This window comes from Variovorax sp. YR566 (genome assembly GCF_051992195.1).
Classification (GTDB): Bacteria; Pseudomonadota; Gammaproteobacteria; order Burkholderiales; family Burkholderiaceae_C; genus Variovorax.
In genome coordinates this window covers 6,136,797-6,153,569 of sequence record NZ_CP197092.1, presented here as the reverse complement: position 1 = coordinate 6,153,569, position 16,773 = coordinate 6,136,797, and the positions used below count along the sequence as shown (strand labels likewise).

The following is a 16,773-nucleotide window of genomic DNA, read 5'->3' as shown; positions in this document are numbered from 1 at the left end:
AAAGGAAAAGGAAAGGAGGGGCCCTGCAGACATTCGGCATCGGCGAGACAATTGCCGCGCCTTGTCCGCCCGGCGGGTGGCGGCAACAAATCCGAACCCTTCTGCGCATGTCAACCCCGCCCGCCGCCTCGACCTCTTCCCCTGCACCTTCGTTCTCCCTGTGGCGCATCGCCGTACCGGCCTTCGCCCCTTCGCTGTTGTTCGGATTGGGTGAGGGCGCCATCCTGCCGATCGTGCCGCTGACGGCGCGTGGCCTCGGTGCTTCCGTGCCCATGGCCGCGCTGGTGATCGCGATGATCGGCATCGGCTCGCTGCTCAACAACATTCCGGCCTCGATGATCACCATGCGCTGCGGCGAGCGCTGGGCCATCGTTGCGGCGGGTGTGTGGAGCGGCCTTGGCATGCTCCTGTGCGTGCTCACCTCGCATCTCGGCCTGTTCGCCACGGGGTGCTTCATGGTGGGCATGTCGCAGGCGGTCTACAACCTCGCGCGCCAGAGCTACATGACCGAGGCGGTGCCCATCGAATACCGCGCACGGGCGCTGTCGACGCTGGGCGGCGTCATGCGCATCGGCATGTTCGCCGGGCCTTTTCTCGCTGCCGGGGCGGTGCACGTGTTCGGCCTGTCGGCGGCCTATGTGGTCGGCATCGTGGCGGTGATGGCGGCTGCGGCCATCGGCGCGCGCATCCCCGACCTCGAGGCGCCGCCGCTACCGGCCGGGCAGGCGGCGCCGGCTTCGACGTCCGTTGTCTCGACGCTGCGGGATCACCGTCATGTGTTCCTCACGCTCGGTCTCGGCGTGGTGCTGGTCAGCGCGGTGCGTGCTTCGCGCCAGGCCGTGATCCCGCTGTGGGCCGACCACCTGATGCTTGCGCCCTCGGTGGCCTCGCTGATCTACGGCCTGGCCGGTGGTGTCGACATGCTGGTGTTCTACCCGGCCGGCAAGGTGATGGACAGGAAGGGCAGGCGCTGGGTCGCTGTGCCGTCGATGCTGATCATGGGGCTGGCAATGCTGCTGATGCCCCTGACGTCCGGCGTCCTCACGCTGTTGATCGCTGCACTGGCGATCGGCTTCGGAAACGGTATCGGCTCGGGAATGATCATGACCCTCGGCGCCGACCACTCGCCGCGTCACGGGCGCGCGCACTTCCTCGGCATATGGCGTCTGATGTCCGACATCGGCTCCTCGTGCGGCCCGGCGTTGCTGTCTCTGCTGGCGGGCGGCCTGTCCCTTGCCGCGGGAATCGCGGTGACCGGACTGATCGCCTTCGCTGCGGCGGGGACGCTGGCGTATTGGATTCCGCGCCACGGGCGCTGAATTCCACAAATTCGGCGGTGGTCAATTGCATGGCCCGCCAACTCGCACCAGGCCTGAGGGTCTCTGATTCCGCGCTCGCAATCGGGTCGGGGTAGGGCCGTGCCTCGGAGGATTCATTGATTCCGTGAATCTATTGCTGCCGAAAAACGGCGCACCTGACGCAGCAGTTTCCTTCCAGGACTTCCCAGGCAGAACTCCATCTCCAATTTCCAAACAGGAAATTCCGGAGGCGAAGCCCTGCGTGAATCGATCTCCATTCGCTGGATGGCAAGGCTGAAGGTCTATCCGCAAGCTGCATTCCTAATTCTTTTCTAATTGGTTGCTAATCGTCTTCTAATTCTCCGGTCAGCTTGCGGTCAGTTAATTAAGGAGGCGGAGAAATTACGCGTCGGCACGTGCTCCGTGAATTGGATATTCATCGCTCTTTTGACACATGAATGTCACCCGTTATTTCTACATTCCTCCTCGATCTGGCGCTTCTTGCTGAAAAAGACGATGCCCAGCTGTCCCTTGCCGGTCGGTAAAAACCATCCATAACTCACTGCCCCAGGATATACATGCCAATTCTCAATAAAAAGGCTTTGCTCACGTCATTGACGACGGTTGCAGCTTGCGTGCTCGCCGCTTGCGGCGGAGGAAACGACGGGGGCGGCGGCTTCTTCCCGATCACCACTCCGCCCGCCAGCACTCCCGGCACGACCTTCAGCGGCGTGGTGACCGCCAGCGGCTACGTGCCGGGCAGCACCACGGGCAACCCGACCCTGAAGCCTGGCTACTACCAGAAGGCCACGGTCTTCGTCGATGCCAACGGCAATGGCGTGCTCGACAGCGGCGAAGTCTCGACCACCACCGATGCCAGCGGCAAGTTCACGCTGACGACCACCCAGACCGGACCGCTGGTGGCCGATATCGGCACCGCCGCGATCAATACCGCGACCGGCGCTACCGTGGCCAGCCACCTGATCCTGCGCGCTTCGACCGCCCAGATCGCTGACCAGGGCGCGGGCAAGATCGTCATCAGCCCGCTGTCGAGCGAAGCGCAACGCCTGGTGGAAGCCAACGGCAGCAGCTACGCGGCCGAAAAGGCCAACCTCGTCGCACGCCTCAACGGCCCGGCCTTCAATCTCGGCACGGCCGCGTTCACCGATCCGCTGGCAGACGTCAACACCCTGGCCGGCGCGACCCAGTATGCGGCGCTGTATGAAGACAACCAGCTGACCAACCGCTACACCTACGCGACGACCAAGCTCGACCGCAAGGACCTGTTCCCCGACAACCTGGCCGTCGTGGGCGGCGACCCCCGCCTCGCAGGCCTGTCGAGCGTGACGCTCACCAACAGCGATGGCACCAAGGCCACCCCCACGGTGCCGACGCAGAAGCAGGCGCCCATCACCTTCGCGCAGGCGCAGCAGGCGGCCTTCAACGTGGAAGGCGTGCCGGCTTACGACAACATCTTCGTCATCGTCGAAGAAAACAAGTCGACCGACGTGATCCTCGGCAACCCGCGCGCGGCCAACATCAACTACATCCTGAACAACTACAACCAGCTGAAGACGTACTACTCGACCGGCAACCCGTCCGAGCCGAACTACACCGCGCTGGGCGGCGGCGACGACTTCGGCATCACCGACGACAACTGGTTCGGTTGCGGCGCCGTTCCCGGCAGCCCCTACGAAATCAAGGACGTCGCATTTGCCGGTGGTGCGGCCTCCGACGGCCAGACCATGCCCGCTCAGGGCAAGCTCCCGCCGGCGAACAGCCAGAGCCGCTCCCATTACTCCGCAGCCGATCCGACTTGCGGTGACAACCCGACCGGCGGCACCGTGCACAACATCCCGGGCAGCAACCTGTTCACGGCGATGTCCAAGGCGGGCCTGACCATCCGCACCTACAGCGAGTCGATGAACCCCGGCCAGGACGTGCGCGCCGACAGCATCCTCGATAACGCCGTGACCGCCACGTACGACTCGAGCAAGCTCAAGGGCGCCACCAGCCTCGACGGCTCCGCCCCGCCCACTCTCGTCGGTTCCCCCAACTTCGCCGCGCAGGGCGGCCTCTACAAGGTCAAGCACGGCCCGTCGATCGCCTTCCAGGGCGCCCGCAGCCTGCCCGATTTCGTGGCCAACAACCGCACCATCTTCGGCACGCAGTACCAGGAAGCGGACTGGCTCAAGTCATCGATCTTCCCGGTTCCTGGCGGCTGGATCTACGACCAGTTCGGCAAGGACCTGGACACGGGCGATGTGGGCAACATCAACTTCATCGTTCCGGACCAGTGCGACGACATGCACGGTGTCGGCTCCGACACGAGCTGCGCGAACACCAACAACGACGGCCAGGCCGCCGGCACCGTGCGCGCCGACATCTACCTGGGCATGGTGGTCAACAAGATCCGCAGCTCGGCGCTGTGGAAGAACCCGCACAAGCGCGTCGCGATCGTCGTGATGTACGACGAAGGCGAAGGCGGCAGCAATGGCTCCTGCTGCGGCTGGAACGCGGGCGGCCCGACTTCCGGCGCGGCGCCGGTGACCGTGGACGCGAGCGGCAAGGCGACGGCCACCACCCCGCCGGCCAACTACGCCGGAGGCAACTTCGGTCACGGCAATTCGATCTTCGGCATCATGTCCAACCAGCAGGACGTGGGCACGGCGAAGAAGCAGGTTGCGGACAGCGATGCATACAGCCACTTCGCGTTCCTGCGCACGCTGCAGGACATGTTCCAGATCGCCGACCCGGCCGTGGATGCGTCTTACCTGAACCGCACCAAATACACGGAAGCGTTCATCACGGCCAACATCCTTGCGCTGCCGGAATACCAGAACAGCGCGGACACGCACTTCGACTCCGTACGGCCGATCAACCATGCCTATGTGATCCCGGCCAACTACACCCAGAAGCTGTACGCGAACGACATCGTGGGTGTACAGGACGCCCTCACGGGCAAGCTGGAAGGCCAGATCACCCCGCAGGTGGGACCTGACGCGAGCCAGAACAACGTCTGGGCGACCAAGTAAGCAGAAAGCCGCCCGCCAAGAGGCGGCGTTCCAGGCGGAATCCTTCGCGGGGCCGCCTGGAACAGCTTTTTATGGCCTTCGAGCTCGCGCAAGGCGAACTCATGCAAGGCGACATGGCAGCTCCTGCGAGATGCAACGGTGAATGATGAATCTGGCAATGGACAAGACAGTCCCGCTCGTCATGGCGCTCTCGGTAGCGCTATTGGCTTTGGTGGCTTGCGATGGCAAGAGCGCGGCAACGACGGCAGGCAGCACCACTGGCCCGCACAAGCCGCCCCTGAGCCTGGGCGCACAGGTCGGGCAATTGGCCTTCTTCGACAAGAACCTGTCGAGCGGCAAGAACATGTCGTGCGCGAGCTGCCATGACCCGCAATACGCCTACGGTCCGCCGAACAGCATCTCGGTGCAGCTGGGCTCCGACATCACGCAGACCGGCGCGCGCGCCGTGCCCTCGCTGCGCTACAGGGAATCGACGCCGGCCTACGACGACAACGCGCCGAACCCCGACGGCGTGACCACCAGTTCGCCCGGCGGCGGCTTCATGGCGGATGGCCGCGCGGCGACGCTGGCGACGCAGGCCGGAATGCCGCTGCTCAACCCGCTCGAGATGAACAACGCCTCCAAGGAGGCGGTCATGAAGGTGGTCCAGAGCAGCACCTATGCCGGCTTGTTCAAACAGGCTTTCGGCGCCGATGTGTTCGACAACACCGACAAGGCTTTCGATGCCCTCGGCACTGCGATCCAGGCACTGGAGACTGAAGACATCAGCTTTCACCCGTACAGCAGCAAGTACGACCTCCATGTCTTCAACAAGCTCGGCGGCACGCTGACGCCGGCCGAGCGGCGCGGCGAGGTTCTGTTTCACAGCACCGGCGTCACCAATTGCTCGGGCTGCCACTACACGGGCGCCAACTTCAACGGCAACACCGGCCTGATGACGGACTTCACCTACCAGGCCCTGGGTGCGCCGCGCAATGACAGGTCGATCCCGAACAATCCGGATCCGATTCCGGCCAACGACGACCCGAAATACTTCGACATGGGACTGTGCGGCCCCTACCGCACCGACCACATGCCCGCCACACCGGACACGCCCAACCCGTACTGCGGCATGTTCAAGGTTCCCGGGTTGCGCAACGTGGCGACGCGGGGTGCCTTCTTCCATAACGGCGTGCTCCACTCGCTGGAGCAGGTCGTCAACTTCTACAACACGCGGGACACCAACCCGGAGTATTGGTACCCCGCCAACAACGACGGCTCCGGTGCGCCGCAGGCCAATCCGAACTGGGCGTTGCAACCCACCCATGTGCCGGGCGCAACGGTCAACAAGTACAACGACCTGCCGCGCTCGCAGCAAGGCAGCATCGACGAGGAAGTGCCGCTGGGCACCGGCGAGGGCGGCGAGAAGACGCTTGCCAGCGGCACGCGGCCGCGCGCGCCCGGCTCCCCACCGGTCATGACACCGCAGCAGATCGCCGACCTGGTCTGCTTCCTGGGCACGTTCAGTGACGGTTACCAGCCTCCCTCCGCCGCACCGACCACGGGCAGGTGCGTGAAGTGAAGACGAACACAACCTCGGTCCTTGCCCGACGCGTCGGCGGCGTCGCGTCCCTGCTGGTATTGCTGGCCTCGCTGGTCTTGCTCGCCGGCTGCGACAACGAACAGGCGCGCTTTCCGGATCGCGACAACTTCACGGCGACAGTCAACGACTATCTCGCGCAGCGCGGGCACGTCTGCCTGGCCAAATACGCCTGGCCGATCACGGTGCCGGCCGGATCGCACGAGCCCGATGCGCAGCAGATGCCGGTGCTCGAAAAGCTGGGCCTGGTGACCGGCAAGGATGTCGCCATCACCGTGCCGGCCCGCGAATACGCGCTGACCGATGCGGGGCGCAAGTACTACCTCCAGGTGCCCGTGGTGATACGCACCACGACGCAGACGGTCACGCACCCGGCCGACTTCTGCGCGGCCACCCTGAGCCTGGATCGCCTGATCGGCTGGGACCCGCCGCAAACACGCGACGGCCGTACCGCGACCTCGTTGCTCTTCACCTACCGCATCGCGCCCGATCCCTGGGCAACAGCGCCCGAAGTGCAGCAGGTCTTTCCGTTGCTGGCGCGCGCCATCCAGCGCGAAGGAACGATGCAGGTGCGCCTTGGCGTTCACCTCACGCGGCGCGGCTGGGTCGCGGACGAACTGGATGCGCACTAGGTCCGCGATCGCCATGCACTGCCTGCTACCCGTAAATCAACCAGAGACCCCATGAATCTCCGCTCCATCCGCCCGGGCCGGCACACCCGGACTTCGATCAAGACCCTGACGGGCATCGCCATTGTCTGCGCGCTGGCCGCATGCAGCGCCAGCCACGACGCCAAGGCACCCACCGCCGAGAACCTCGCGGCTGCACTGGATGACCACCTGGCCCAGCGTGGCGACATCTGCCTTTCAATGTTCGACTGGCCGATCGACCTGACAGAAGCCGAGGCCGGCTCTGGTGCACGCCACGCCATCCAGTTTCCGGTGATGGAGCAACTGGGCCTGGTGCACAGCACCATCGTCTCCGTACCGAAGAGCAGCGAGAACCCGGACGGCGCGGTCAAGCGATTCGAGCTGACCGACGCCGGCCGCAAGTTCTACAAGCCGCATCCGTACGCAAACCACGGCACCGAGCACGCCAACGACTTCTGCGTGGCGCACCTCAAGCGCGAGAAGATCGTCGACGTCAAGGTCGATGCATCTGATGCAAGCCATCCGCTGGCGGTGGTGAGCTACACCTACCAGATCGACACGGCGCCGTGGATGCAGAACGCCGACGCGCAGCGCGTGTTCCCGATGATCACGCGCATCACGAATGGCGCGGGCGGGCAGTTGCAACTGCGCCAGGGCTTCACGCTCGGCGACAAGGGCTGGGTCGCCCGGATGGGGCCGGTTTGACTCGCACCTGTGGTGCCTCATGAGCACCGTCATCCGCTTCTCGCCTGACCTGGGCCGCTGGCTCACGCACAACCTCAATGCCGGCCAGGCGCCGCACGTGCTGGTGGCCACCATGCTCAAGCAAGGCATGAACGAGCGCGCGGCGCAGGCCATCGTCGCGGCTTATGTCGATGCGCGCCAGCGTGGCGCAGCGATGCCGGCCGACGCCATCGAACTGCCGGACGAAGCTCCGGCCAAGCCCGTGGCGCGACTTGCACCAGGCACGCGGATTGCAGCGGCCGACCGCGAGATCGTCGTGCACTCGCGCGGCGAAGACCCGGTCTTTGCCGCGCTCGGCAACGTTGTGGATGCCGACGAGTGCAAGGGCATCATCGAAATGGCGCGCCCGCGCCTGAAGCCTTCCACGCTGGTCGATCCAACCAGCGGCCGCGATGTGGTGAGCGACAAGCGCGCCAGCTGGGGCATGTTCTTCCGCCTGGGCGAGAACGACCTGGTCGCCCGTCTCGATCGGCGCCTGTCGGCGCTGATGAACCTTCCGTTGGAAAACGGCGAGGGGCTGCAGGTGCTGTACTACCCGAGCGGCGCGGGCAGCGAGCCTCACTACGACTATCTGGCACCCACCAACGCCGCCAACCGTGAATCCATCGCGCGAAGCGGCCAGCGCGTGAGCACCCTGGTGACCTATCTCAACGACGTGCAGGACGGCGGCCAGACCGTCTTTCCGCAGCTTGGCCTGGCGGTTTCGCCGATTCGCGGCAATGCCTGCTACTTCGAGTACGCCGATGAAAACGGCCGCGTCGACACGCGCTCCCTGCACGCCAGTGCGATCGTGACCCGAGGCGAGAAGTGGGTCATGACCAAGTGGATGCGCGAGCGCCGCTTCGTGGCCGCCGGCGAAGTCGCGAGGCCCTTCGCGGGGCTTTGAAGATCGTCTTCGTGCCCATCCGGATTTCTGCGGATCGGCGCAAGACCCGTTTCAAGGCGCCGACGATCGTCAGCTCGACAGATGTTCCTGTTCGGCATGCTCAACTGGATGTTCACCTGGTTCCGCCCCGAGGGGCGCTTCACCTACGAGCAGATGGTGCCGATCGCGACTCAGCTGTTCGTCAACGGCATCTCAGGGATGGACATCGAGCCACGGAAGACAACGCGCAAGCAGTAGCGCGAGCAACTCGAGACCAATCTCTTCGGGATGCTGCACATGAGCCGGGCCTTCGCCGGATACGGCGTCCCGCCGTGACTCAATAGACATCGCGGCGATAGCGGCCCTGCGCGACCAGGTCATCGAAGACCTGTTCACCCAGAGCCTCGCGCAGCGCCGAATCGACGCCCGGAGCCATGCCTTCGAGGCTGCCGCAGACATAGATCACGGCACGCTCGGCAACCCATTGCCGCAGAGCGTCGGCAGTTTCGCGCAACCGGTCTTGCACGTACCGGCGTTGGGCCTGGTCGCGGGAGAACACCAGGTCGACGCGCTCAAGCGCTCCGGCGGCCTGCCATTGCGCGATGTCCGTGGCGCAGAAGGAATCGTGCGCGGCGTTCCGCTCGCCGTAGACCAGCCAGTTGCGCCCGTGTCCTCGCCGCGCGCGTTCGCGAAGATGCGCGCGCAGGCCCGCGAAGCCGGAACCGTTGCCGATGAAGATGCACGGCACCTCGTCGTCGACCAGCGCAAAACCGGGATTGGGCAGCAGGCGCAGCTCGATGGCGGCGTCAGCGGGAGCCGAGGCGGTCAGCCAGCCCGATGCGATGCCCAGCCCGTCATCGTGGCGGACCTGGCGCACCAGCAATTGCACGCAACCGTCCGTTGTGATCGATGCCACCGAGTAGCTGCGCGGCGCCAGCGGCACCAGTGTGTCGGCCAGCGCTTGCGCGGTTGCGGCGGGTGTTGCCGTCGTAAGCGTGCTGCGAGACAGGGCATCTTCGAGCGTGCGCTCATGGCCATCGAAGCGGACGAGTGTTCGTCCGTCGAGCCCGGCGTCGCGCAGGGCCCGCTCGACTGCGGGGCGAGCCTGGCGCGGCAGCAGTTCGACGAGTGCGCCTGGCTTCCAGGCTTCCGAATCGGGGCGGGCCAGTTCGATCTCGAAGAGGGGCGCGCCTTGACTGCCTGCGTTGAGCAGGGTGCGGCGCACGAGGCGCCACGGCTCGAAGGGTGCCACCTTCGGCTGGTGTCTTTGCCACGTGTCGACCTGCACCGCGAACGTGTCGGCCAGCGACTGCTGCCAGCGCGCAAGGGCGCCGGCATCGCCGTTGCTCACCTCGATCATCGGGAACAGCGCCTGCGCGCCATGGCCGCGCAGATCGTGGTCGAGCGCCCTGCCGAAGCCGCAGAAGTTGGCGTAGTGCCTGTCGCCCAATGCGAGCAAACCGTAGTGCACGTGCTGCAAGCCGGAACCAGTCTGTCGCGCGAACTGGCGTGCAAAGGCGCGCAGGCTGTCTGGCGGATCGCCGTCGCCGAAGGTGCTGGCCACCAGCAGCACCTTGCGGTAGCGCTGCAGCGCATCCACGCTCAGGCGCACCAGTGGCTGCAGCACCACCGCGACGCCAGCCGATTGCAGCACCGCCGCCGTCTGCAACGCGACGCGCTCTGCATGGCCGGTCTGGGTCGCGAAGGTGAGCAGCACGGGCTCGGCGCCGTGGCTGTCCGGTGGCAGGGCCGGGCTGAGGCGTGCGCGTTCGTCGCGCACCGCGCGCTTCGTGCGCCGGCGCCCGAGATAGAGCATCCATCCCGTGATCGCGAACAGCGACAGCCCCAGGCTGCTGAGCGTCATCACGATGCGGCCCGGCAGGCCCCAGTAGGTTCCCATGTGCAGCGGATAGATGCTGTTGACCAGCCGGCCCGCCAATGGCTTGTCGGCGTAGCGTTCATGCTGCGTGGCTTCACCGGTGACGGCGTCGAGATAGAGACGGTTGCGCGCGCGCTCGTGCTCGGGGTTGGCGCGCAGGTAGGTCGCTTCGATCTGCGTTGCGTTGCGCGTGGGCATGCGCAGCGTGACCAGGCTCCAGTCGCCGTTGGTTTCCTGCAGGAAGGATTGCCACACTCGTTGCAGGTCGGGCTTGGGCGCCGCAGTTGCCTTGGCAGCCGCGCCGCCGGCCTGCATGCGCTGCGTGCGGACCATGCGACCTTCGCCTGCTGCGTTGTCGACCAGCGTTCGCACACCATCGAAGCCCCAGTAGAGGCCCGTCAGGCTGGAGGCCAGGTACGCCAGCAGCGCAATGGTGCCGACCACCGCATGCAGGTTCCAGAGGAATGCGCGACCGGTGAGCGCGAAGTCCAGCTTCAACCAGGCCCGCCAGGCAAGCGGCCGGCGCGGCCAGCGCAGATAGAGGCCCGACAACGCCAGGATCAGCAGGCCCGTGGCCAGGGTGCCGGTGACGGGCTTGCCTGTGTCGCGGGGCAGCAGGAGCCATCGGTGCAGGCTTTCGACGAACTCGAAGAAGGCGTCTCCCTTCGGCTCGGGCAGCAGCTCGGCCGTCCATGGATCGACCAGCCGCACTTCGCCCTGGCGCTGGCCTTCCGGTGGGGCGAAGTTGACGCGTGCCGGCCGCCCGGGTTCGGCAAACACGGTGAGCGTGACGATCCGGCGCTTCGGATGCGCCGCCTGCAGCTGCTGTGCCAGTGCCGCGGGCAACAGCGCCGTCGCGCCGCCCGGGTTGGGCGCATGGCGCAGTTCGGGATTGATCGCGTCGATGATCTCGGCGCGAAAGGAGAGCGTGGCGCCGGTCAGCCCGATCAGCACGAGCACGGACCCGGCCGTGATGCCGATGAACCAGTGGATCTGGAACCAGGCGCGCCTCAGGAGGGCCATGTCGGGAAGTGGGGTTGGGGCCGCCGTGGGCGCGGCTGGGTTGTTGTTGGTGTCAGAGATCGATCTTCAGCGTCGCCTTGACCGAGCGCGGCGTTCCAACGGCCAGCCGCGTGCCGGCCGCCGCCCAGTAGCGCTTGTCGGCGACGTTGTCGATGTTGATCTGCCACAGGGTGCGCTTGCCGAACAGCTGCGTGACGTAGCGGGCGCCCAGGCCGAAGATGGTGTTTCCGCCGATGAACGCCTGGTTCAGGTCGTCCACCGGGCGCCGCCCCGTGTAGTAGGCCCCGCCATTGACCGACAGGCCCGGCACTGCCGCGATGTCGTACGAGAGGAAGGCGCTGGCCGTTTGCTTGGCGGTGTTCTCGGGCATCTTGCCGTTGTACTGCGCGTTGATGTCGCGGAACTCGGCGTCGAGCGATTGGGCCGAGAGTTGCCAAGCGAGTGCGCGGGTCAGGCGGCCCTGTGCCGAGAGTTCGAGGCCGCGGTAGCGCTGCCGGCCATCGGCCACGAAGGTGTTGGCGCTGTTGGTGTAGGCGCCCGGGCGTTCGATGTCGAACAGGGCGCCGGACAGCAGCATGCCGCCGCTGGTGAGCCAGCGCAGGCCGATTTCTTTCTGCTTGCTCACGCCGGGCGGCATGTGGGCGTTCTGGTTGGTGGTGCCGGCGGGTGCGATTTCGCCTTCCTCGACGCCTTGTGCGTACGACACGTAGCCCACCAGGTCGGGCGTGAACTTGTAGCTGAGCGCCGCGAGCGGCGTGGTCTTGCGCACGTCGAAGGCGATCAGGGGGATCGTGGCGCTCGCGCCCTGCGTGCTCTCGAAGTGCGTATGGCGCGCACCGACCACCAGTTGCCATTGCGGCGAGAGGGTGATGCGGTCGAGTGCGTAAAGACCCAGTTCCTTGCTGTCCTGTGCCCCGGTGGTGGGCCGGGTCGGGAGCGCGGTCAGCGGCAGGTAGCCGATGACGACCGGGTTGTACAGGTTCTGCGCGGTACTCGCGCCGCCGTAGTTGCGCTGGTAGATCGGATCCTGAGTTTTCTTGCTCTGCGCGGCGCCGATGGTGAGTTCGTGCTGCAAGCTGCCGGTCGAGAACGTGCCGAACAGCTCCGTGCGGAACAGGTCGGAGGTCTGCTTCAGGCTCTGGTCGTTGCCGGTGATGCGGCCAGCGCCGGTCAGCACGTTGTAGTTGCTGAAGCTGGCGAGCCTGCGGTCGCGCTCGGCTTCGGAGTGGCCGGCTTCCACCGTCAGCGCCCAGTTGTCGCTGAGCGAATAGTCGGCGCGCAGCTGGGTGTTGGTGACTTCGGCGTCGAAGACCGCCCAGGCCGGGCCCAGCAGCCTGTTCGGGTCGGGCAGGGCTGGCAGAGTGATCACGCCGTTGACGGCCGCCGGCCTCGTGATGCCGGCCTGCTCGGTGATGCGCTTGCGGTAGTTTTCGACGTCGGCCTTGAGGGTGAGGCGGCTGTTGACGCGCCAGTCGAAAGCGGCCGACACGAACCGGCGATTGCCGTCTATGCCGTCGATGTTGGAGCCGACGCGGCCGCCGGCCGCGTTGATTCGCACCCCGAACTGGTTCTGGTCGCCGAACTGGCGCCCGATGTCGGTGGAGGCCTGCAAGGAGCCCTTGTCGTCGACGGTGAGGCCGACGGAAGTCACCGGCGTGCTGCCGGCGCGCTTGGTCACCAGGTTGATGATGCCGGCCGGCGTGGTGAAGCCGTAGTAGAGCGCCGAGGCCCCCTTCAGCACCTCGACACGCTCCTTGTTCTCCATGGGAATCTCGGAGACGTTGGGAATTGCGAGCGAGCCGTTGAGCCGGTAGTTCGTCCGGTTCTCGACCGCGATGCCGCGGATCACGAGCTGGTCGAAGGTGTCGCCGCCGTTCTGCTGGCGCGTCACGCCGGCGGTGTTGCGCAGCACGTCGTAGATACCTGTCGCGCCCTGGAGCTCGAACACATCGCTCGTGACCGTGTTGACCGTCGCGGGAACCTCCAGGATGTTGGCGCCCCGGAATGTGCCGGCCTCCACGGTGTTCGCGACGAATCCGTTGGTCGCGCTGGATTGCACCGTGACTGTGCTGAGCTGCCCGGACGCATCGGAGGCGGGATCGGGCGTTTGTGCGTGAGAGTAAGAAACGGCGCCCGCGAGCGCGAGTGGCGTTGCCAGAAGGAGCTTGTGCATGGGAGCGTGCGAGCCCGCGCCGCGTGCAAGCGCGCAGTACTCAAAGAGAATTCACGCGAAGTTTATCTCATGCGTACGGATGAGAATCATTCTCTATTTTGTGCGGGTGCCTTCGATGCGGAGTTTGCTGCTAGAGCTCGCGCCACCAGCGCCGCCCCGTGTGCGGCTGGGCCAGCGACAGTTGTTCGCCCATGGCCGGTGTGGCCAGCTCGATGCCGGCTGCTTCAGCCAGTGCCTGGATGCGGTCGAAGGGCTCGTGCCAGGCGTGCATCGCCAGGTCGAAGGTGCCGTTGTGCACGGGCATCAGCCAGCGGCCTTTGAGATCGAGATGGGCCTGCAGCGTTTCTTCGGGCTGCATGTGCACCTCGGGCCACTGTGCGTCGTAGGCGCCGGTTTCGAGCATCGTCACATCGAAGGGGCCGAAGCGCTCGCCGATGGTCTTGAAGTCGGCGTGGTAGCCGGTGTCTCCGCTGAAGAACAGGCGCAGGTCGTCAGCCATGATCACCCACGACACCCACAGGGTGCGATCGCTGTCGGTAAGGCTGCGCCCGGAAAAATGCTGCGCCGGCACCGCCACCAGCCGCACGCCCGCCACAGCCGTCTGCTGCCACCAGTCGAGCTGCTGCACCTTGGCCGCGTCCACGCCCCAGGCGATCAAACGGTCGCCCACGCCGATGGGCGTGATGAACACATCCACCTTGGGCGCCAGCTTCACGATGGCGGCGTGGTCGAGATGGTCGTAGTGGTCGTGCGACAGGATCACGCCCTTGATCGGCGGCAGATCGTCGATGGCAATGGGCGGTGCATGAAAGCGCTTCGGCCCCATCCACTGGAACGGTGATGCGCGTTCGGAGAACACCGGGTCGGTAAGCCAGAACTCGCCGGCGAGCTTCAGGAGCAGGGTGGAGTGCCCGAGACGGAACAGGCTCGCGTCGGGTGCGGCGGCCAGTGCTGCCGCGCTGAGGGGCTGCACCGGAATCGGCGCGCGCGGCACCGTGGTGTCGGGCTTCTGCGTCAATATGCGCCAGGCGATGGCGAGCGTCTTGGCGAAGCCGGGTTCCTCGCGCGGCACGACGTTGCGGAACTTGCCGTCAAGCTGTCGCGGCGACGAGGCGCGAACGACGGGCTCGCTACGGCGAAGGCAGAGGGACTGGTTGGTCATGCGGAGCACTCCGATCAAGAGGGAGGATAAAAAGTACACCACGCGGTGTAATTTTTCGGAGTGTACAGCGAAATTCAAAAAAGTAAACTCAGCGGTGTAAAATCCGCCCATGACCCAGGCTATACGTCTTACCGACCGCAAGCGCGAGGCGATCGTCCAGGCCGCCATCGCCGAGTTCCGCGCCAGCGGCTTCGAGGCTACGAGCGTCGACAAGATCGCCGCCCGCGCCGAGGTTTCGAAGCGCACGCTGTACAACCACTTTCCGAGCAAGGACGAACTCTTCGCCGAGATCCTGCGCGTGCTGTGGGAAAGCGCCGCGAGCCAGGAAGAGCTGCCCTATCGCGCCGATGCGCCGGTGCGCGAGCAGTTGCTCGCGCTGCTGATGCAGAAAATGTCCCTGCTGGCCGACGACAACTTTCTCGACCTCGCACGCGTGGCCATCGCGGCCGCCATCCATTCGCCCGAACGCGTGCAGGAGATGATGAATCGCCTGGGCCAGAAGGAAGGCGGGGTGCTCGGCTGGATTCGCGCCGCACAGAAGGACGGCCGCCTGAAGGCAGGCGACGCTTCACTGGCCGCGCAGCAACTGGAGAGCCTGGTCAAGGGCGTGGCCTTCTGGCCGCAGGTCGCGCTGGGCCAGCCCAAGCTGGCGCCGCGTGCGCAGCGGCAGATCGCCAATGCGGCGGTAGACCTGTTCCTCAGCCACTACGAGGCATAAGCCAAGACTCGCGCTGCACGCGATTACGGCCGTCCGCGCCCGCAAGGTGCCGACGGCCGTAATTTCGTGCGTCACTTTCATCCCCGCCAACGCGGCTGCCGTCAACCCTCAAGAGCGGAAAACAGCTTCACCACTAAATACTTGACACTTAAACTATTGAGTCATAAATTTACGGCACCACGAGAGTTCGTGTGCGGCTTTCGGTGGCATCGCCCGTAACGCACTTGTTCAATCAGCAGCGCGCTGATGCGCGCATTCAGGAGTTGCAAATGTCCATGCTCAAGATCGCAAAGCTCTTCACCGCCGCTTTCGGCGCCGCAGTCATCGCAACGGGTGCGGCCAGCGCTGCCACCGCCACGACGGCAAAGCCCGGCATCGTTCTGGTGCACGGTGGTTTCGTCGACGGTTCCGGCTGGGAAGGCGTCTACAAGATCCTCACGAAGGATGGGTACGACGTCACCATCGTCCAGAACCCGACCATCTCGCTGGCGGACGACGTCGCCGTCACGAAGCGCGCAATCGCCGCCCAGAAGGGGCCGGTCGTTCTCGTCGGTCACTCGTATGGCGGTGTCGTCGTCACCGAGGCAGGCAACGATGAAAAAGTGGCGAGCCTGGTCTATATCGCTGCGTTTGCTCCCGACAAGGGCGAGTCGGTCGACTCGCTGATCAAGAACCCGCCGCCTGGCGCACCGGTTCCCCCGATCCTCCCGCCGGTCGACGGCTTCCTGATGCTCGACAAGACGAAGTTCGCTGCCTCTTTCGCAGCGGACGTGAAGGGCGAAACGGCCGCGTTCATGGCGAATTCGCAGGTACCGTGGGGTGTTGCAGCCCTCGCCGGCGCGGTGAGCGAACCGGCATGGAAGTCGAAGCCGAGCTGGTACCTCGTGGCCAAGGACGACAAGATGATCCCGCCGCCTGCGCAGCGCAACATGTCCAAGCGCGCGGGTTCCGTCGTCACGGAAGTCCCAGGCAGCCACGCCGTCTACGTTTCGAATCCCAAGGCTGTTGCAGCGTTGATCAAGCAAGCCGCGAACAAGGTGTCTGTCGCCGCCGCCAAGTAATGGATCCGGAGGCTGCCTGGTGCGACGCACCGGGCAGCACCGTCAGTCAACGCTTGTGCTCGCGCGCCAACTCCTTCAGCGCGAGAAAGCCGTCTTCCAATGCAAGATCGAATTCGGGAAAGTTCTTCGGAGAGCGCGCCACCTGCACATCGATGATGTCCGTCTCCTTGCGCTCCATGAGCGTCCAGGAAAACGCGTGAGGTTCAACCTCGCCGATGATGACCCGGAGCTGGCTTGCCGGGACCAAGGTGCGGCCTCCGGCGGAGTTTCAGTGTGCTGCCAGGACCTGCGCCTGATAGGACACATCCAGCAGCTTTCCCTTTCTCGCGTAGTAGCGGTCGAGCCGCCACTCCTTCAGGATCTCCATCGCAAGACTGAAGGTGCCGAGGCTCAGCGTGTAGAGGCTGGCAAGAGGGAAGTCGCCCTCGGATTCCAGGGCCAGCACCAGTCGGGCCAGAGTCAGGGACTCCTCGCCGTTCGGGTCGGCCGTGATGATCTGGCGTGCTTCTTTGATCGCGTTCATCGGGGTCCTTTGTGGGGTCTCTCGAGCGCTGTCACTGCGGCGAACCGCAGCCTTGGCCGGCGG

At 65.5% G+C, this 16,773-nt stretch carries 14 protein-coding genes; 9 read left to right on the top strand and 5 right to left on the bottom strand.

All coding sequences use genetic code 11. The annotated features are described in order from the left end of the window. The first annotated feature begins 107 nt into the window (after nt 1-107). The 7 genes from ACTG4X_RS28730 (at nt 108) to ACTG4X_RS28700 (ending at nt 8,429) form a co-directional block, all read left to right on the top strand. Entirely contained in the window at nt 108-1,319 is a 1,212-nt protein-coding gene (locus tag ACTG4X_RS28730) for an MFS transporter (RefSeq protein ID WP_440532539.1), read from the top strand. Between the two features lie 557 nt (nt 1,320-1,876). After that, nucleotides 1,877-4,333, top strand: a complete 2,457-nt coding sequence (locus ACTG4X_RS28725; RefSeq protein WP_440532538.1) for a phosphoesterase — start codon at nt 1,877-1,879, stop codon at nt 4,331-4,333. A gap of 157 nt (nt 4,334-4,490) precedes the next feature. Continuing rightward, nucleotides 4,491-5,894, top strand: a complete 1,404-nt coding sequence (locus ACTG4X_RS28720; protein ID WP_440532537.1) for a cytochrome-c peroxidase — start codon at nt 4,491-4,493, stop codon at nt 5,892-5,894. Continuing rightward, nucleotides 5,891-6,544: a hypothetical protein gene (locus ACTG4X_RS28715; RefSeq protein WP_256216991.1), complete on the top strand. Its 654-nt coding sequence runs from the start codon at nt 5,891-5,893 to the stop codon at nt 6,542-6,544. The genes ACTG4X_RS28720 and ACTG4X_RS28715 overlap by 4 nt, the downstream gene beginning before the upstream one ends. Before the next feature lie 51 nt (nt 6,545-6,595). Continuing rightward, on the top strand, nt 6,596-7,267 hold the full coding sequence (locus ACTG4X_RS28710) for a hypothetical protein (RefSeq protein ID WP_440532536.1): 672 nt from the start codon (nt 6,596-6,598) through the stop codon (nt 7,265-7,267). 19 nt (nt 7,268-7,286) lie between these two features. After that, the gene (locus tag ACTG4X_RS28705) at nt 7,287-8,192 is read left to right on the top strand and encodes a 2OG-Fe(II) oxygenase (protein ID WP_440532535.1); all 906 of its coding nucleotides are present in this window, start codon (nt 7,287-7,289) and stop codon (nt 8,190-8,192) included. A gap of 81 nt (nt 8,193-8,273) precedes the next feature. Further along, nucleotides 8,274-8,429, top strand: a complete 156-nt coding sequence (locus ACTG4X_RS28700; protein WP_177142496.1) for a hypothetical protein — start codon at nt 8,274-8,276, stop codon at nt 8,427-8,429. 79 nt (nt 8,430-8,508) lie between these two features. Here ACTG4X_RS28700 and ACTG4X_RS28695 read toward each other — a convergent pair whose 3' ends face one another. From ACTG4X_RS28695 to ACTG4X_RS28685, 3 genes are all read right to left on the bottom strand, one after another. Further along, nucleotides 8,509-11,073 carry a PepSY domain-containing protein gene (locus ACTG4X_RS28695; RefSeq protein WP_440532534.1) on the bottom strand — a complete coding sequence of 855 codons (2,565 nt, stop codon included), beginning with the start codon at nt 11,071-11,073 and terminating at the stop codon, nt 8,509-8,511. A 52-nt stretch (nt 11,074-11,125) separates the two neighbouring features. Next, entirely contained in the window at nt 11,126-13,246 is a 2,121-nt protein-coding gene (locus ACTG4X_RS28690) for a TonB-dependent siderophore receptor (protein WP_440532533.1), read from the bottom strand. Nucleotides 13,247-13,376: 130 nt separating this feature from the next. Further along, entirely contained in the window at nt 13,377-14,408 is a 1,032-nt protein-coding gene (locus tag ACTG4X_RS28685; RefSeq protein WP_440532532.1) for an MBL fold metallo-hydrolase, read from the bottom strand. Nucleotides 14,409-14,517: 109 nt separating this feature from the next. Between ACTG4X_RS28685 and ACTG4X_RS28680 the strand changes: the two genes are divergently transcribed. Together ACTG4X_RS28680 and ACTG4X_RS28675 are read left to right on the top strand one after the other, a co-directional pair. Further along, entirely contained in the window at nt 14,518-15,126 is a 609-nt protein-coding gene (locus tag ACTG4X_RS28680; RefSeq protein ID WP_093059556.1) for a TetR/AcrR family transcriptional regulator, read from the top strand. 224 nt (nt 15,127-15,350) lie between these two features. Further along, the gene (locus tag ACTG4X_RS28675; protein ID WP_354338126.1) at nt 15,351-16,187 is read left to right on the top strand and encodes an alpha/beta hydrolase; all 837 of its coding nucleotides are present in this window, start codon (nt 15,351-15,353) and stop codon (nt 16,185-16,187) included. Between the two features lie 46 nt (nt 16,188-16,233). Here the strand turns inward: ACTG4X_RS28675 and ACTG4X_RS28670 are convergent, their stop codons facing one another. Together ACTG4X_RS28670 and ACTG4X_RS28665 are read right to left on the bottom strand one after the other, a co-directional pair. Further along, complete coding sequence (locus ACTG4X_RS28670; protein ID WP_440532531.1) at nt 16,234-16,434, bottom strand: hypothetical protein; 201 nt, start codon at nt 16,432-16,434, stop codon at nt 16,234-16,236. Between the two features lie 21 nt (nt 16,435-16,455). Further along, on the bottom strand, nt 16,456-16,710 hold the full coding sequence (locus ACTG4X_RS28665; protein ID WP_093059554.1) for a hypothetical protein: 255 nt from the start codon (nt 16,708-16,710) through the stop codon (nt 16,456-16,458). Between the last annotated feature and the right edge of the window lie 63 nt (nt 16,711-16,773).

Coding starts and splice junctions, on each gene's coding strand:
- ACTG4X_RS28710 (WP_440532536.1), top strand. CDS start 6,596: ATGAATCTCCGCTCCATCCGCCCGGGCCGGCACACCCGGACTTCGATC.
- ACTG4X_RS28665 (WP_093059554.1), bottom strand. CDS start 16,710: ATGAACGCGATCAAAGAAGCACGCCAGATCATCACGGCCGACCCGAAC.
- ACTG4X_RS28700 (WP_177142496.1), top strand. CDS start 8,274: ATGTTCCTGTTCGGCATGCTCAACTGGATGTTCACCTGGTTCCGCCCC.
- ACTG4X_RS28690 (WP_440532533.1), bottom strand. CDS start 13,246: ATGCACAAGCTCCTTCTGGCAACGCCACTCGCGCTCGCGGGCGCCGTT.
- ACTG4X_RS28685 (WP_440532532.1), bottom strand. CDS start 14,408: ATGACCAACCAGTCCCTCTGCCTTCGCCGTAGCGAGCCCGTCGTTCGC.
- ACTG4X_RS28705 (WP_440532535.1), top strand. CDS start 7,287: ATGAGCACCGTCATCCGCTTCTCGCCTGACCTGGGCCGCTGGCTCACG.
- ACTG4X_RS28730 (WP_440532539.1), top strand. CDS start 108: ATGTCAACCCCGCCCGCCGCCTCGACCTCTTCCCCTGCACCTTCGTTC.
- ACTG4X_RS28725 (WP_440532538.1), top strand. CDS start 1,877: ATGCCAATTCTCAATAAAAAGGCTTTGCTCACGTCATTGACGACGGTT.
- ACTG4X_RS28695 (WP_440532534.1), bottom strand. CDS start 11,073: ATGGCCCTCCTGAGGCGCGCCTGGTTCCAGATCCACTGGTTCATCGGC.
- ACTG4X_RS28720 (WP_440532537.1), top strand. CDS start 4,491: ATGGACAAGACAGTCCCGCTCGTCATGGCGCTCTCGGTAGCGCTATTG.
- ACTG4X_RS28680 (WP_093059556.1), top strand. CDS start 14,518: ATGACCCAGGCTATACGTCTTACCGACCGCAAGCGCGAGGCGATCGTC.